We start from the raw sequence: 14,658 nt of genomic DNA on the forward strand, positions 1-14,658 counted from the left end.
GCGTTATGCCTCCTCTGCCAGCGCCTGCCGAACGGCAGCGGTCATTTTATTGATAATCAAAGAAAATTTGATGTATTGCGGGCAGCGATCGTCGCAGCGGCCGCAGCCGACGCACATATGTTCAATGCCGTTGCGCGCTTTGTAGTCATTGACCTTATGCAGGGCGCGGTAGCGCAGACGCTCGCCGGGTTTTTCGCGAAAACCATGACCGCCGGCCATGTCGCTAAAGCCCGGCACCATGCAGCTTGCCCACTGGCGACGGCGTTCGCCGCGCTGCGGATTTTCATCATAGGCGACGTCAAAGACGCTATAGCAGGTACAGGTTGGGCACCCGGTAGTGCAGCGGCCACAACTGATGCAGCGGCTGTCGTAGGCGTCCCATAGCGGATGGCGGGTGAGAATGTCGCGAATTTTTTGCGGATCGCGGCAAACGCTGTCCGGCGTGACGACGGTTTCCCGGTTTTCGCTGACGAAAGAGGGGGTATAGTCAGCCTCCTGCCCCAGCCCTTGTATCGCCGCCTCGATAAAGGGATCGCGGATGCTGACAAGCGCGCCCTCATCGCTAAAACGCATGGCGGCGCTATAACAGTCAGTTTTATTGGTACCCATTGAGACGCAGAAACAATTTTCGAAGCTTTCTTCACACTCAATAAGGACGAAACGAATATGCTCCCGTAGCAGTTGATAACTGTAATCGGAATTATTCCCATTTGATAAATACATATAATCCAGCCGCGACATGGCGTTAATGTCGCAGGCGCGGGCAAAGATGATTATCGGGGAAGTGTCTGTCTCGGCAATTTGAATGGTGTCTTTATCGAAATAAAAGAGCGTTTCGGTGATAGGGGCGATAATGGTATTCGGCGACATGTGCGATTTCTCGTGCCAGATGAGATCGCGCCAGCCGCTAATCCGTTGATAAATAATGTTGTCAGTGTCGGAAAAACGTCCGCCGCGAAACTCTGCGGACGGGGCAAACACGCGCCATTTTTTGTTTAATCGCTGGATAAGCAGACTAAACTCGTCAGGCGTAATTTTGATAGCCATCACATACTCCACAGTAATATTCAGGAAAAACAAATGAAAATAAATTGTTATAAAAATCAGTTGAATATTACTGTTACGCTAGCGCTAATCCACCGCCTTCGCTAACGGGAAAAAATGGTTTTTACTATCGGTATAATAAATATATTCTTAATCATAAAATATGCATATATACAGCGTCGCGCTATTTAGCGGATAGCGCGGTCTGAATAAATTTAATCATTGCATCACGGTAAAGGTTTGCATAACGTCCGGAAAAAGCATCAATGTGATCGCCGTCAGGAATGAAGATTTTTTGTTTGGGCTCCCGGGCGAGGGCATACAATTTCTCACTGTCCTGCCAGGGAATAACATGGTCTGCCGTGCCATGAAGAATCAATACCGGAATGGGGCTGACGCTGGCGATATTGCGATCCGCGCTATAGCGGTCATCAAGCAAATAGCCGCTGCCCGGGATCATCTGGTTGGCGATGGAGGAATAGGATAAAAACGTTGAGTCGAGGATAATCGCACGTATGCCCGCCTGGTCGGCGTAGCGCATATTTGCGCAGCTTACGCAGTGGCCTACGGCGGCCAGTACATTATTGCCGCCCAGGCTCTGTCCCAGCAGTACCAGGCGCTCGGGGTTAACGTCGGCGCGATGCCGCACATAATCTATCGCGCTTTTCGTATCGTCCAGTAGCCCCTCTTGTGATGGGGTGCCCTCAGATTCGCCAAAACCACGGTAATCAAACATAAACAGGTTTACGTTGCGTTCTGGCAGCCAACTGACTAACGGCCAGTGCGCCGACATATTTCCGGCGTTGCCATGGACATGAATAACCGTCGCGACGGCGTTTTCCGGCCTGCCGAAAGCAGTGGGAATAAACCAGCCGTGCAGATGCGTGCCATCTTTGGCGGTAAAGGTAATGGATTCAGCTTCGGCAGGGGTTGGCCCATAGACTTTATTGTCCGGGTAATAAAAGGCATTGATCGCTACGCGGGGTAGCAGATAAATACAGACCACAATGATAAACAGAATAAAAAGGGATTTGACGATGCGTCGGGTATGTTGAAGGGTCATGTTCGCTTCCTTGCCGCTTTATGCCAATAGCGGAGCAGGGAGCGATCGTACAAAAACATGCAGGCAAGTAAAGCGATGAGGCTGTGTTTAGGAAAAACGCCTGAAAAGGTACGGCGGATGAGTGGCCCCATCCGCCGAAGAGACTTAGCGCTTCAGCGCATCGCTCAGTTCGTCGCGCATATTCGCCAGCATGGCTTTAACGACGCGCGGATTCCCCGCCACGATATTACCGGTCATCATGTAGTTATGACCGCCGGTGAAATCGCTGACGATACCGCCCGCTTCACGAACCAGCAGTTCGCCCGCGGCGAAATCCCACGGACGAAGGCCAATTTCAAAGAAACCATCGACACGACCTGCAGCCACATAGGCCAGATCCAGCGCGGCGGAACCGGTGCGGCGGAAATCGGCGCATTCGCTGAACAGCTTGCCGATAATATTAATGTAGGTGGTCGCGTATTGTTTGGCTTTGAACGGGAAGCCAGTAGCGAGGATAGTGCCGTCCAGATCGCGCGCGGTACTGCCGCGCAGACGGTAGCCGTTCAGCTGTGCGCCCTGACCGCGGGTGGCGGTGAACAGTTCGTTACGCATCGGATCGTACACGACAGCCACTTCAGTACGGCCTTTAATGCGTACAGCAATGGAAACAGCGAAGTGTGGCAGACGTTTGATGAAGTTGGTGGTGCCATCCAGCGGATCGATAACCCATTGAACATCCTGATCTGTGCCAACGTGCTCACCGCTTTCTTCGGTGATAATAGTGTGTTGCGGGTAAGATTTGCGAATGGTGTCGATAATCACCGCTTCAGCGGCCTTATCTACATTGGTCACAAAATCGTTACTGCCTTTTTGGCTCGCTTCTACAGCGTCCGGAGTTTCATAGTTTTTGGCAATTACATTACCCGCCTTGCGCGCTGCGCGCACGGCGATGGTCAGCATCGGATGCATCGGTCTCTCTCACTGGATGTTAAAGAACGGGAAAACGGCGCAGAGTATAGCAGCGAGATCGGAATCTGTCTTGGTTTTATGGTAAGATGTCAGAATAATCTTTAGCTGAAGAAAGACAATGCTGCAAAACATTCGAATTGTGCTGGTGGAAACCTCCCATACCGGCAATATGGGCTCCGTGGCTCGCGCTATGAAAACCATGGGCTTAACTAACCTGTGGCTGGTAAACCCGTTGGTGAAACCGGACTCCCAGGCCATCGCCCTGGCGGCAGGCGCCAGCGATGTGATCGGTAATGCGCAGATCGTCGATACGCTGGATGAAGCGTTGGCTGGCTGTAGCCTGGTGGTCGGCACCAGCGCCCGTTCCCGCACTTTGCCGTGGCCGATGCTTGATCCGCGCGAGTGCGGCTTAAAAAGCGTGGCGGAAGCGGCAAATACGCCGGTTGCGCTGGTTTTTGGTCGTGAGCGTGTCGGGCTGACTAACGATGAGTTGCAAAAATGCCATTATCACGTCGCTATTGCCGCTAACCCGGAGTACAGCTCGTTGAATCTGGCGATGGCGGTACAGGTCATCGCGTATGAAGTCCGCATGGCCTGGCTGGCGACGCAGGAAAACGGCGACGCGGCAGATCATGAAGAGACGCCGTATCCGCTGGTGGACGATCTTGAACGCTTCTACGGCCATCTGGAGCAAACGTTGCTCTCCACTGGCTTTATTCGCGAAAACCATCCGGGGCAGGTGATGAATAAATTGCGCCGTCTGTTTACCCGCGCCCGACCGGAAAGCCAGGAGTTGAATATTCTGCGTGGGATTCTGGCGTCTATTGAGCAGCAGAATAAAGGCAAGTAACCGCATCAATATCGCACGGAACGCTAAATACCTGACTAATTTACTCAAGTAAATAGTTGACCAAATTACTCGGGAATGTCAGACTTGTCCCTGCTATGCAATACCCCCATTTTACAATAAAAAACCCCGGGCAGGGGCGAGTTTGAGGTTAAGTAAGACATGAGACTGACATCTAAAGGGCGTTATGCCGTGACCGCAATGTTAGACGTTGCGCTCAACTCCGAAGCGGGCCCGGTACCGTTGGCTGATATTTCTGAACGTCAGGGGATTTCCCTTTCTTATCTGGAACAGCTATTTTCCCGTTTACGTAAAAACGGTCTGGTTTCCAGCGTACGCGGGCCGGGCGGCGGTTATCTGCTGGGTAAAGATGCTGGCAGTATCGCGGTCGGCGAAGTGATCAGCGCGGTTGATGAATCCGTTGACGCGACCCGTTGCCAGGGCAAAGGCGGCTGCCAGGGCGGCGATAAATGCCTGACCCATGCGCTGTGGCGTGATTTAAGCGATCGTCTGACCGGTTTTCTCAACAATATTACCTTAGGCGAGCTGGTGAATAACCAGGAAGTTCTGGATGTGTCTGGTCGCCAGCACACGCATGACGCGCCGCGCGCCAGTGGTCGTGCGCAGGACGCTATCGACGTTAAATTACGCGCTTAATTAAAATATTACGCCATCTCTTCTGGCGGCCTCATGCGGTGAATGCTGCGGTCGTCTGAAGGATGAAGCGTAAAAAAGAATTCAGAATCAGGCCGGGACGCGGACGTCCCGTCAACACGGTCGTACATCCAGCCGGTTGCCTGATTCCTTGCATTGAGTGATGTACGGAGTTTAAGAGCAATGAAATTACCGATTTATCTCGACTACTCCGCAACCACGCCGGTGGACCCGCGTGTTGCCGAGAAAATGATGCAGTTTCTGACCCTGGACGGAACCTTTGGGAACCCGGCGTCTCGTTCACACCGTTTTGGCTGGCAGGCTGAAGAAGCCGTCGATATCGCCCGCAACCAGATTGCTGAACTGGTCGGCGCCGACCCGCGTGAAATCGTCTTTACCTCAGGGGCGACGGAGTCCGATAACCTGGCGATTAAAGGCGCTGCCAACTTTTATCAGAAAAAAGGCAAGCACATCATCACCAGCAAGACCGAGCACAAAGCGGTGCTGGACACCTGCCGTCAGCTTGAGCGCGAAGGGTTTGAAGTGACCTACCTGGCGCCCCAGCGCAACGGCATCATCGATCTCAACGAGCTCGAAGCAGCGATGCGTGACGACACCATTCTGGTTTCCATCATGCACGTGAACAACGAAATCGGCGTGGTGCAGGATATCGCGACCATCGGCGAAATGTGCCGCGCGCGCGGTATCATCTACCACGTTGACGCCACCCAGAGCGTGGGCAAACTGCCTATCGACCTGAGCCAACTGAAAGTGGATCTGATGTCCTTCTCCGGTCATAAAATTTATGGTCCGAAAGGCATTGGCGCGCTGTATGTGCGTCGTAAGCCGCGTATTCGCATTGAAGCGCAGATGCATGGCGGCGGGCACGAACGCGGTATGCGCTCTGGTACTCTGCCTGTCCACCAGATCGTCGGCATGGGCGAAGCTTACCGTATCGCGAAAGAAGAGATGGAGACCGAAATGGCCCGTCTGCGCGGTCTGCGTAACCGTCTGTGGAACGGCATCAAAGATATTGAAGAAGTTTACCTGAACGGCGACCTTGAGCAGGGCGCGCCAAACATTCTCAACGTGAGCTTTAACTACGTTGAAGGCGAGTCGCTGATCATGGCGCTGAAAGACCTGGCGGTCTCTTCCGGTTCCGCCTGCACCTCCGCCAGTCTGGAACCGTCTTACGTGCTGCGCGCGTTGGGCATGAATGACGAGCTGGCGCATAGCTCTATCCGTTTCTCTTTAGGTCGTTTTACCACTGAAGAAGAGATCGACTACACCATTGATCTGGTTCGTAAATCCATTGGCCGTCTGCGTGACCTTTCTCCACTGTGGGAAATGTACAAGCAGGGTGTGGATCTGAACAGCATCGAATGGGCACATCATTAATCGGTATCGGAATCAGGAGAATTTATAATGGCTTACAGCGAAAAAGTAATCGATCACTATGAGAACCCGCGTAACGTAGGGTCGTTTGACAACAACGACGATAACGTGGGAAGCGGCATGGTTGGCGCGCCGGCCTGCGGCGACGTCATGAAGTTGCAGATTAAAGTTAACGATGAAGGTATCATTGAAGACGCGCGCTTCAAGACTTACGGCTGCGGTTCCGCTATCGCCTCCAGTTCTCTGGTAACGGAGTGGGTGAAAGGGAAATCCCTGGACGAAGCGCAGGCGATTAAAAACACCGACATTGCAGACGAACTGGAACTGCCGCCGGTGAAAATTCACTGCTCTATTCTGGCGGAAGACGCGATTAAAGCCGCTATTGCGGATTACAAAAGCAAACGCGAAGCGAAATAAAATAGAACGTTAACATTGAGGTTTTGTTATGTCGATTACACTTAGCGACAGTGCAGCAGCGCGAGTTAATACCTTCCTGGCCAACCGTGGTAAAGGGTTTGGTCTGCGTCTGGGCGTGAGAACCTCCGGCTGCTCAGGTATGGCTTATGTACTGGAATTTGTTGACGAGCCAACGGCGGAAGACACCGTGTTTGAAGACAAAGGCGTTAAGGTAGTGGTTGACGGCAAGAGCCTGCAATTTCTGGACGGTACACAGCTGGACTTCGTAAAAGAAGGTCTGAACGAAGGGTTTAAATTCTCCAACCCGAATGTGAAAGATGAGTGTGGTTGCGGCGAAAGCTTCCACGTGTAACCGTGTTCCGCTGTTATACCGAGCATTCGTGCTGTAGAAAAGCGGCAAGCGAGTGAATCTCCAGGCGCTTACTTGAGTAAATGACTGGGGGAACCCGCGCAGACAACGCATCTGCGGCGCGAAGTAAGAAGGTATAACCCCACCGTGGTCGCCTGCGTGTGGGGTTTGTTCTGACAGGCTATCCCTGAGAATGTTATGGATTACTTCACCCTCTTTGGCTTACCAGCCCGTTATCAGATTGACACCCAGGCGCTGAGCCTTCGTTTTCAGGATCTGCAACGCCAGTATCACCCTGACAAATTTGCCAACGGCACCCAGGCGCAGCAGCTTGCCGCCGTCCAGCAATCCGCCACGATCAACCTGGCCTGGCAAACGCTGCGTCACCCTTTGACGCGCGCGGAGTATCTGCTTTCCTTACACGGGTTCGATCTGGCCAGCGAGCAACATACGGTACGCGACACCGCGTTTCTGATGGAACAACTCACGCTTCGCGAAGAGCTGGACGATATCGAACAATCAAAAGACGACGCGCGGCTGGAAAGCTTCATCAAACGCGTACAAAAGATGTTTGATGCTCGTCTTCAGCAAATGGTGGAACAGTTGGACAACGCCGCGTGGGACGCGGCGGCGGATACGGTGCGCAAACTGCGGTTTCTCGATAAACTGCGAAGCAGCGCAGAACAACTCGAAGAAAAGCTGCTCGATTTTTAACTGGAATCTAACATGGCCTTATTACAAATTAGTGAGCCTGGTCTGAGCGCCGCGCCGCATCAGCGTCGTCTGGCGGCGGGCATCGACTTAGGCACTACCAACTCTCTGGTTGCGACGGTTCGCAGCGGCCAGGCGGAAACTCTGCCTGACCACGAAGGGCGCCACCTGTTGCCTTCAGTGGTTCACTATCAGCAGCAGGGCCATACGGTCGGTTACGCTGCGCGTGACAATGCCGCGCAGGATACGACCAACACTATCAGCTCTGTGAAACGCATGATGGGACGCTCGCTGGCGGATATCCAGGCGCGCTATCCGCATCTGCCTTACCGGTTTAAGGCAAGCGTTAATGGGCTGCCGATGATTGACACGGCGGCTGGATTGCTCAATCCGGTACGCGTATCGGCTGATATTCTCAAAGCGCTGGCCGCGCGGGCTAGCGAATCGCTCTCCGGCGAGCTGGATGGCGTGGTGATTACCGTTCCCGCCTATTTCGATGATGCCCAACGTCAGGGAACGAAAGACGCCGCGCGGCTGGCAGGCCTGCATGTACTGCGCCTGCTCAACGAACCGACGGCGGCGGCGATTGCCTACGGTCTGGACTCAGGCAAAGAAGGCGTTATCGCTGTTTACGATCTCGGCGGCGGTACCTTCGATATCTCTATTTTACGCCTGAGCCGCGGGGTGTTTGAAGTGCTGGCGACGGGCGGTGATTCTGCGCTCGGCGGCGACGACTTTGACCATCTGCTGGCGGACTATATTCGCGAGCAGGCGGGAATTGCCGATCGTAGCGACAATCGCGTTCAGCGCGAACTGCTGGATGCCGCGATTGCGGCGAAAATCGCCTTAAGCGATGCCGATACCGTTCGCGTTAACGTTGCGGGCTGGCAGGGGGAGATCACTCGCGAGCAGTTTAACGATCTCATTTCCGCGCTGGTTAAGCGCACGCTATTGGCCTGCCGTCGCGCATTGAAAGATGCCGGCGTTGATCCCCAGGACGTTCTGGAAGTGGTCATGGTCGGCGGTTCGACCCGTGTACCGCTGGTGCGTGAGCGGGTGGGCGAATTTTTTGGCCGCACGCCGTTAACCGCTATTGACCCGGATAAAGTGGTCGCTATTGGCGCAGCGATTCAGGCCGATATTCTGGTCGGCAACAAGCCGGACAGCGAAATGCTGCTGCTGGACGTGATTCCACTCTCTCTTGGGCTGGAAACGATGGGCGGCCTGGTGGAAAAAGTCATTCCGCGCAACACCACTATCCCGGTGGCGCGCGCGCAGGATTTCACCACCTTCAAAGACGGTCAGACTGCGATGTCTATCCATGTGATGCAGGGTGAACGCGAACTGGTGCAGGACTGCCGCTCGCTGGCGCGCTTTGCGCTGCGCGGGATTCCGCCGCTGCCGGCGGGCGGGGCGCATATTCGCGTGACCTTCCAGGTAGACGCCGATGGCCTGTTGAGCGTAACCGCAATGGAAAAATCCACTGGCGTCGAGGCCTCCATTCAGGTCAAACCTTCCTATGGCCTGACCGATGGCGAAATCGCCTCGATGATCAAGGATTCCATGAGTTTTGCCGAGCAGGACGTGAAAGCGCGTATGCTGGCGGAGCAAAAAGTCGAAGCCGCGCGCGTGCTGGAAAGTTTGACCGGCGCGCTAACTGCCGACGCCGCGCTGTTAAGCGCCGCAGAACGTCAATGCATTGATGATGCCGCCGCACATTTGAGCGCGGTCGCACAAGGCGATGATGTTGACGCCATAGAACAAGCCATTAAAAACGTAGATAAACAAACCCAGGAATTTGCCGCTCGCCGCATGGACCAGTCGGTTCGTCGCGCGTTGAAAGGCCATTCCGTAGACGAGGTTTAACATGCCGAAGATTGTTATTCTGCCTCATCAGGATCTTTGTCCGGATGGCGCAGTTCTGGAAGCTGAGACCGGTGAAACCATTCTTGACGTTGCGCTGCGCAACGGCATCGAGATTGAACACGCCTGTGAGAAATCGTGCGCCTGCACCACCTGTCACTGTATTGTACGTGAAGGCTTCGACTCCTTGCCGGAAAGTTCGGAAGAAGAAGACGATATGCTGGATAAAGCGTGGGGGCTGGAGCCGGAAAGTCGACTGAGCTGCCAGGCCCGCGTTACCGACGACGATCTGGTTATCGAAATTCCACGTTACACAATCAACCATGCGCGTGAGCATTAACAGAGGGTAGTATGGGACTCAAGTGGACCGATAGCCGCGAGATCGGCGAAGCGTTATACGACGCATATCCTGATGTCGATCCTAAAACCGTTCGTTTCACCGATCTGCATCAGTGGATCTGCGAACTGGACGATTTTGACGACGACCCTAACGCATCCAATGAAAAAATTCTGGAGGCGATTCTGCTAGTCTGGTTGGATGAAGCAGAGTAATTTTTGCGTCATGATCCTCGCCGCAGGTGCGTTGGCTACGTTCGCTCACCCCAGTCACATAGTTTGCTATGCTCCCGGGGATGATGAGGGACATCCTTGTCCCTCACCTGAGGCAGCCTTTGGCTGTGCAAATTCGTTCCCGACGAATTTGTCGCTCACTTGCCGCCTTCCTGCAACGCGAATCATTTAGCAAAAGATCTAACGGGCTGCCCTACGGCGGCCCGTTTGCTAATAAGGAAAATAACAATGACAGAAGCCATGAAAATTACGCTTTCCACGCAGCCTGCCGATGCGCGCTGGGGCGATAAAGCCACTTACAGTATTAATAACGACGGTATTACCTTGCATCTTAACGGTAAAGACGATCTGGGATTGATCCAGCGTGCGGCGCGTAAAATCGACGGCCTGGGAATAAAACAGGTCGCGCTGACAGGCGAAGGATGGGATACCGAGCGTTGTTGGGCATTCTGGGCGGGTTACAAAGGACCAAAAGGCGTCCGTACCGTAATGTGGCCGGATTTAGACGATGCCCAACGTCAGGAACTGGATAACCGCCTGACCATTATTGACTGGGTGCGCGACACCATTAATGCTCCGGCGGAAGAGCTTGGGCCGGAGCAACTGGCGCAGCGCGCGGTGGATCTGCTGTGCAGCGTCGCGTGCGATAGCGTCACTTACCGTATCACCAAAGGCGAAGATCTGCGCGAGCAGAACTATATGGGGCTGCATACCGTAGGCCGTGGTTCTGAGCGTCCACCGGTACTGCTGGCGCTGGATTACAACCCGACGGGAGACAAAGATGCGCCGGTTTATGCCTGCCTGGTCGGTAAAGGTATCACCTTTGACTCCGGCGGCTACAGTATCAAACAAAGCGCTTTTATGGACTCAATGAAATCCGATATGGGCGGCGCGGCGACAGTAACGGGCGCGCTGGCGTTCGCCATTACCCGTGGGTTGAATAAACGCGTAAAACTGTTCCTGTGCTGCGCCGATAATCTGATCAGCGGCAATGCGTTTAAACTGGGCGACATTATTCGCTACCGTAATGGCAAGAATGTCGAAGTCATGAATACCGATGCGGAAGGGCGACTGGTGCTGGCGGATGGCCTGATTGACGCTAGCGCGCAACACCCGCAGCTAATCATTGATATGGCGACGTTAACCGGCGCGGCGAAAACGGCGCTGGGTAACGACTACCATGCGCTATTCAGTTTTGACGATACGCTGGCGGGGCGCTTGTTGACCAGCGCGGCGCAAGAAAATGAACCGTTCTGGCGTCTGCCGCTGGCGGAGTTCCACCGTAACCAGCTGCCGTCTAACTTTGCGGAACTGAACAACACCGGCAGCGCGGCGTATCCCGCCGGGGCAAGCACCGCCGCAGGTTTTCTGTCGCACTTTGTTGAAAATTACCGCGAAGGCTGGCTGCACATTGACTGTTCCGCCACTTATCGCAAAGCGCCGGTTGAGCAGTGGGCTGCCGGGGCAACCGGTCTGGGTGTGCGCACCATCGCGAATCTGCTGACCGCCTGAACGGTGTTTTTGTAGGCCGGGTAAGCGAAGCGCCACCCGGCATTTTGCCTGATGGCGACGCCGTGCGTCTTATCAGGCCTACAACCCATATACATAATTTGTGATTCCTATGTCCGAAACTAAAAATGAATTAGAAATCTTGCTGGAGAAAGCGGCGACTGAGCCCGCGCATCGTCCGGCATTTTTCCGTACCTTACTGGAGTCCACCGTCTGGGTGCCGGGCAGCGCTGCCGAAGGCGAGGCGATTGTGGAAGACAGCGCTCTGGATTTGCAGCACTGGGAAAAAGAAGACGGCACGACCGTCATTCCCTTCTTTACTTCTCTGGAGGCGCTGCAGCAGGCCGTGGAAGACGAACAGGCGTTTGTGGTGATGCCGGCGCGCACGCTGTTTGAAATGACGCTTGGCGAAACGTTATTCCTCAACGCTAAATTGCCGACCGGCAAAGAGTTTATGCCGCGTGAAATCAGCCTGCTTCTCGCTGAGGAAGGCAGTCCGTTAAGTACGCAGGAAGTGCTGGAAGGCGGCGAGTCGCTTATTTTATCCGAAGTGGCCGAGCCGCCGTCGCAGATGATTGATTCCCTCACTACGCTGTTTAAAACCATCAAACCGGTGAAACGCGCATTTCTCTGCGCGATTAAAGAACATGCGGACGCCCAACCCAATCTGCTGATTGGCATTGAGGCTGACGGCGATATTGAAGAGATCATTCACGCAGCGGGCAATGTGGCGACCGACACGTTACCGGGTGACGAACCGATCGATATTTGTCAGGTGAGGAAGGGCGAGCAGGGTATCAGCCACTTTATCACTGAGCATATCGCGCCGTTCTACGAGCGCCGCTGGGGCGGGTTCCTGCGCGATTTTAAACAGAACCGCATCATCTGAATAAAAGAAAGCCGCCCAACAGGGCGGCCTCCTGGCTTACCTGCTCTGGACGTTGAGCGTTACGGGAACAGAGCTACCTGGGTGGCTTCTGTCTGCGTGAAGACACAACGTGCCAGAAACAAGAAGCACGACACAAAAGTATCGTACCTTCATGTTGCGGTCCTTGCGAAGACCGCATCACGGCAGCACCGCTGGCGATAATGCCGTGATAGCAGGCACTACGGTGTGCCTGCGCTTACGGCCATGGGTTATCCTCTCCTGAAGCCAGCGCCCGTTTGCGAGACGGCGGAAAGGGCCGGGAAAGATAATACCTCAAATGTTGAATAGTTTCCCGGTAAATCATATTGACATTTGCTCCCTTAAAAGGGAGTATTAATCCCCTACGGTGTGCCTGCGTTGCTATGGCAACAAAGCCTGCTGGAAAGGCCGCGAACCGGACCAGCACAAAAAAACCGCTCAATTGAGCGGTTTTTTTGTGGCCTGCTTAAACAGAATTTATGTAGATTCGCTTTAAATCAGCCTGAACGGTAGGCCGGATAAGCGTGAGCGCCACCCGACATCATGTCGATTAATCGACGAGCGCGTCCAGTTTTGCCCAAAACGCCTCATGATAATCCTCCAGGTCAAGTAAAGCGGCATCGCGTTGTTCATTCATTTTTTGCTGTGCCTTCCATTGCGGAAGATGTAAATCCTCTTCGGTAAAGCCAATGTCTTTAGCGCCCGAAATAATATTATAGAGATATTCCACCAGAGAAGACTCCGCCAGCCAGAATTCATTACGTTCCATGCGGGCAATAGGGTATTCGCCGTTGGCATCCCGTTCTGTGATATAGATAAAAATGGCCTGATCGCCGACATGATCGATACGAATTAATGCCGGAAGACGGGGATCGTTACTCCAGACAGGCATCAGATCTTCAATATCAATACCTGAGCTATCCATGCCAACGCCGTAATACGCCTCTTCATCAGGGGAGTAAGAATGAATTACTCCCTCTTTATCAATAGATCTTTGTAATGTTTCAATCACAGGCATATTATAATTGCTAAGTAGATCGCGGTCGTAGGCCAGTAGCGCCTTCAGGCTTTCAGGTAACTCAGTGGTTTCCGTATTTTGCGGATCGCGATACTTACGCACTCGCAGACGACTTATTTCCTCGGCAGACATAGGAGTAGGTACCTTATTACGGTTAACCTTTTTAACCAACTCAATTAAATTAGCGAGTGAAATATCCATTTTCCATCCTTAAAAAATTATATTTACAGGAGTTATTTTCCGGTGAAAACAAAAACAGCGGTAATGATACTCCTTATACCGGACGTAAAGTATTTACCGATAAAAAATAGGATTTTATTAAGAGAAAATAATGCCCGTTTGCAGGACAGCGGAAAAGAGCGGAATAAAAACAATGTCTGTAGATCGTTTTACATCAGCCTGAACGGTAGGCCGGATAAGCGTGAGCGCCATCCGGCATGGCGGATATTAAGCGGGTTCAACCGGTAAATCGGTACGCGCGCCCCATTCGCTCCACGCGCCATCGTAAAGCGTGACGTCAGGCACATCCAGCGTGGCGAGCGCCAGCACCACGACCGCGGCCGTCACGCCGGAACCGCAGCTGGCGATAATCGGTCTGTCGAAACTCACGCCGTGGCTGAAAAAAACCTCATTCAGTTCGTCAGTGGTCTTTAATTCGCCTTCATACACCAGTTCCGTCCACGGGACGTTTAGCGCGCCAGGAATGTGTCCGCGCCTCAGTCCCGGACGCGGTTCATCAGCCTGAGCGTTAAAACGCGCCGCCGGACGCGCGTCAACGATTTGCGCGGTTTTTTCATGGCTTGCCAGCAATACGTCGGTGAGACGCACCACGGCTTGCGGCGCGAATTTCGCCTCAAACTCGCCTCCTTCATGCGCTTCTTCGCCTTCGCGCAATAGCCATTCGTCGCGCTGCCAGCCCGCCAGTCCGCCCGCCAGAATGGACACTTTCTCGGCACCGAACGTGCGCAGCATCCACCATGCCCGCGGAGCGGAGAACAGATTGCCTTCATCGTATATGACCAGGTGTTTATCCTGGCGAACACCCAGTTCACGCATGGCCACCGCAAACGCTTCCGGGCGCGGCATCATATGCGGCAACGGCGATGCGCGATCGGAGAGCGCTTCAATATCAAAAAACAGCGCGCCGGGAATATGTCCGGCGCGATATTCGCCCGCCATATCACGATGTTCTTGTCCTGGCGGCGCCATACGGGCGTCAAGAATCTGTATTTCCGGATCATCAATATGTTCGGCAAGCCAGTCGGCGGCGACAAAAAAGGCGGTGGTCATGGGCATCTCCATTGTTACCTGGTTATGGTCAAATTGTCGGACGTTTCCCGAAAAGGGACAAGTAGAAGAGGCT

General features: G+C 53.8%; 17 protein-coding genes. 11 read left to right on the forward strand and 6 right to left on the reverse strand.

All coding sequences use genetic code 11. The features are described from left to right. Positions 1-3: 3 nt before the first annotated feature. From asrA to suhB, 3 genes are all read right to left on the reverse strand, one after another. The gene (gene asrA, locus HV477_RS08205) at positions 4-1,047 is read right to left on the reverse strand and encodes an anaerobic sulfite reductase subunit AsrA (RefSeq protein WP_000985209.1); all 1,044 of its coding nucleotides are present in this window, start codon (positions 1,045-1,047) and stop codon (positions 4-6) included. A 181-nt stretch (positions 1,048-1,228) separates the two neighbouring features. Continuing rightward, a complete protein-coding gene (locus tag HV477_RS08210; protein WP_079899148.1) occupies positions 1,229-2,107 on the reverse strand; it encodes an alpha/beta hydrolase in 879 nt (292 codons plus the stop codon). 144 nt (positions 2,108-2,251) lie between these two features. After that, positions 2,252-3,055, reverse strand: a complete 804-nt coding sequence (gene suhB / locus HV477_RS08215; RefSeq protein WP_000553465.1) for an inositol-1-monophosphatase — start codon at positions 3,053-3,055, stop codon at positions 2,252-2,254. A gap of 118 nt (positions 3,056-3,173) precedes the next feature. Here suhB and trmJ point away from each other — a divergent pair, with 118 nt between their 5' ends. From trmJ to sseB, 11 genes are all read left to right on the forward strand, one after another. Then, positions 3,174-3,905, forward strand: coding sequence for a tRNA (cytosine(32)/uridine(32)-2'-O)-methyltransferase TrmJ (trmJ, locus tag HV477_RS08220; RefSeq protein ID WP_000940032.1), 732 nt, complete (start codon positions 3,174-3,176; stop codon positions 3,903-3,905). A 159-nt stretch (positions 3,906-4,064) separates the two neighbouring features. After that, positions 4,065-4,559, forward strand: coding sequence for a Fe-S cluster assembly transcriptional regulator IscR (gene iscR, locus HV477_RS08225; protein ID WP_001241346.1), 495 nt, complete (start codon positions 4,065-4,067; stop codon positions 4,557-4,559). A gap of 180 nt (positions 4,560-4,739) precedes the next feature. Then, on the forward strand, positions 4,740-5,954 hold the full coding sequence (gene iscS / locus HV477_RS08230; RefSeq protein ID WP_000775263.1) for a cysteine desulfurase: 1,215 nt from the start codon (positions 4,740-4,742) through the stop codon (positions 5,952-5,954). Positions 5,955-5,981: 27 nt separating this feature from the next. Beyond that, complete coding sequence (gene iscU, locus HV477_RS08235) at positions 5,982-6,368, forward strand: Fe-S cluster assembly scaffold IscU (protein WP_000331704.1); 387 nt, start codon at positions 5,982-5,984, stop codon at positions 6,366-6,368. A gap of 28 nt (positions 6,369-6,396) precedes the next feature. Next, entirely contained in the window at positions 6,397-6,720 is a 324-nt protein-coding gene (iscA, locus tag HV477_RS08240; protein ID WP_000028952.1) for an iron-sulfur cluster assembly protein IscA, read from the forward strand. 195 nt (positions 6,721-6,915) lie between these two features. Next, positions 6,916-7,431: a co-chaperone HscB gene (gene hscB / locus HV477_RS08245; protein WP_079899147.1), complete on the forward strand. Its 516-nt coding sequence runs from the start codon at positions 6,916-6,918 to the stop codon at positions 7,429-7,431. 12 nt (positions 7,432-7,443) lie between these two features. After that, positions 7,444-9,294 carry a Fe-S protein assembly chaperone HscA gene (gene hscA / locus HV477_RS08250; RefSeq protein ID WP_001196673.1) on the forward strand — a complete coding sequence of 617 codons (1,851 nt, stop codon included), beginning with the start codon at positions 7,444-7,446 and terminating at the stop codon, positions 9,292-9,294. 1 nt (position 9,295) lies between these two features. After that, on the forward strand, positions 9,296-9,631 hold the full coding sequence (fdx, locus tag HV477_RS08255) for an ISC system 2Fe-2S type ferredoxin (RefSeq protein ID WP_001124466.1): 336 nt from the start codon (positions 9,296-9,298) through the stop codon (positions 9,629-9,631). A gap of 11 nt (positions 9,632-9,642) precedes the next feature. Next, complete coding sequence (iscX, locus tag HV477_RS08260) at positions 9,643-9,843, forward strand: Fe-S cluster assembly protein IscX (protein WP_000523621.1); 201 nt, start codon at positions 9,643-9,645, stop codon at positions 9,841-9,843. Positions 9,844-10,089: 246 nt separating this feature from the next. After that, positions 10,090-11,373, forward strand: a complete 1,284-nt coding sequence (gene pepB / locus HV477_RS08265; RefSeq protein ID WP_000133541.1) for an aminopeptidase PepB — start codon at positions 10,090-10,092, stop codon at positions 11,371-11,373. 109 nt (positions 11,374-11,482) lie between these two features. After that, a complete protein-coding gene (gene sseB, locus HV477_RS08270) occupies positions 11,483-12,259 on the forward strand; it encodes an enhanced serine sensitivity protein SseB (RefSeq protein ID WP_001522413.1) in 777 nt (258 codons plus the stop codon). A 36-nt stretch (positions 12,260-12,295) separates the two neighbouring features. Here the strand turns inward: sseB and timP are convergent, their stop codons facing one another. The 3 genes from timP to sseA form a co-directional block, all read right to left on the reverse strand. After that, a complete protein-coding gene (gene timP, locus HV477_RS28985) occupies positions 12,296-12,412 on the reverse strand; it encodes a small toxic inner membrane protein TimP (RefSeq protein WP_350028759.1) in 117 nt (38 codons plus the stop codon). A gap of 415 nt (positions 12,413-12,827) precedes the next feature. Next, positions 12,828-13,496, reverse strand: coding sequence for a DUF5066 family protein (locus HV477_RS08275; RefSeq protein ID WP_017466009.1), 669 nt, complete (start codon positions 13,494-13,496; stop codon positions 12,828-12,830). A 246-nt stretch (positions 13,497-13,742) separates the two neighbouring features. After that, complete coding sequence (gene sseA / locus HV477_RS08280; protein ID WP_000205241.1) at positions 13,743-14,585, reverse strand: 3-mercaptopyruvate sulfurtransferase; 843 nt, start codon at positions 14,583-14,585, stop codon at positions 13,743-13,745. Between the last annotated feature and the right edge of the window lie 73 nt (positions 14,586-14,658).

It is taken from the genome of Salmonella sp. SG203 (assembly GCF_013350575.1).
In the GTDB taxonomy this organism is placed as follows: Bacteria; Pseudomonadota; Gammaproteobacteria; order Enterobacterales; family Enterobacteriaceae; genus Salmonella; species Salmonella enterica.

Coding starts and splice junctions, on each gene's coding strand:
- asrA (WP_000985209.1), bottom strand. CDS start 1,047: ATGGCTATCAAAATTACGCCTGACGAGTTTAGTCTGCTTATCCAGCGA.
- HV477_RS08210 (WP_079899148.1), bottom strand. CDS start 2,107: ATGACCCTTCAACATACCCGACGCATCGTCAAATCCCTTTTTATTCTG.
- suhB (WP_000553465.1), bottom strand. CDS start 3,055: ATGCATCCGATGCTGACCATCGCCGTGCGCGCAGCGCGCAAGGCGGGT.
- trmJ (WP_000940032.1), top strand. CDS start 3,174: ATGCTGCAAAACATTCGAATTGTGCTGGTGGAAACCTCCCATACCGGC.
- iscR (WP_001241346.1), top strand. CDS start 4,065: ATGAGACTGACATCTAAAGGGCGTTATGCCGTGACCGCAATGTTAGAC.
- iscS (WP_000775263.1), top strand. CDS start 4,740: ATGAAATTACCGATTTATCTCGACTACTCCGCAACCACGCCGGTGGAC.
- iscU (WP_000331704.1), top strand. CDS start 5,982: ATGGCTTACAGCGAAAAAGTAATCGATCACTATGAGAACCCGCGTAAC.
- iscA (WP_000028952.1), top strand. CDS start 6,397: ATGTCGATTACACTTAGCGACAGTGCAGCAGCGCGAGTTAATACCTTC.
- hscB (WP_079899147.1), top strand. CDS start 6,916: ATGGATTACTTCACCCTCTTTGGCTTACCAGCCCGTTATCAGATTGAC.
- hscA (WP_001196673.1), top strand. CDS start 7,444: ATGGCCTTATTACAAATTAGTGAGCCTGGTCTGAGCGCCGCGCCGCAT.
- fdx (WP_001124466.1), top strand. CDS start 9,296: ATGCCGAAGATTGTTATTCTGCCTCATCAGGATCTTTGTCCGGATGGC.
- iscX (WP_000523621.1), top strand. CDS start 9,643: ATGGGACTCAAGTGGACCGATAGCCGCGAGATCGGCGAAGCGTTATAC.
- pepB (WP_000133541.1), top strand. CDS start 10,090: ATGACAGAAGCCATGAAAATTACGCTTTCCACGCAGCCTGCCGATGCG.
- sseB (WP_001522413.1), top strand. CDS start 11,483: ATGTCCGAAACTAAAAATGAATTAGAAATCTTGCTGGAGAAAGCGGCG.
- timP (WP_350028759.1), bottom strand. CDS start 12,412: ATGAAGGTACGATACTTTTGTGTCGTGCTTCTTGTTTCTGGCACGTTG.
- HV477_RS08275 (WP_017466009.1), bottom strand. CDS start 13,496: ATGGATATTTCACTCGCTAATTTAATTGAGTTGGTTAAAAAGGTTAAC.
- sseA (WP_000205241.1), bottom strand. CDS start 14,585: ATGACCACCGCCTTTTTTGTCGCCGCCGACTGGCTTGCCGAACATATT.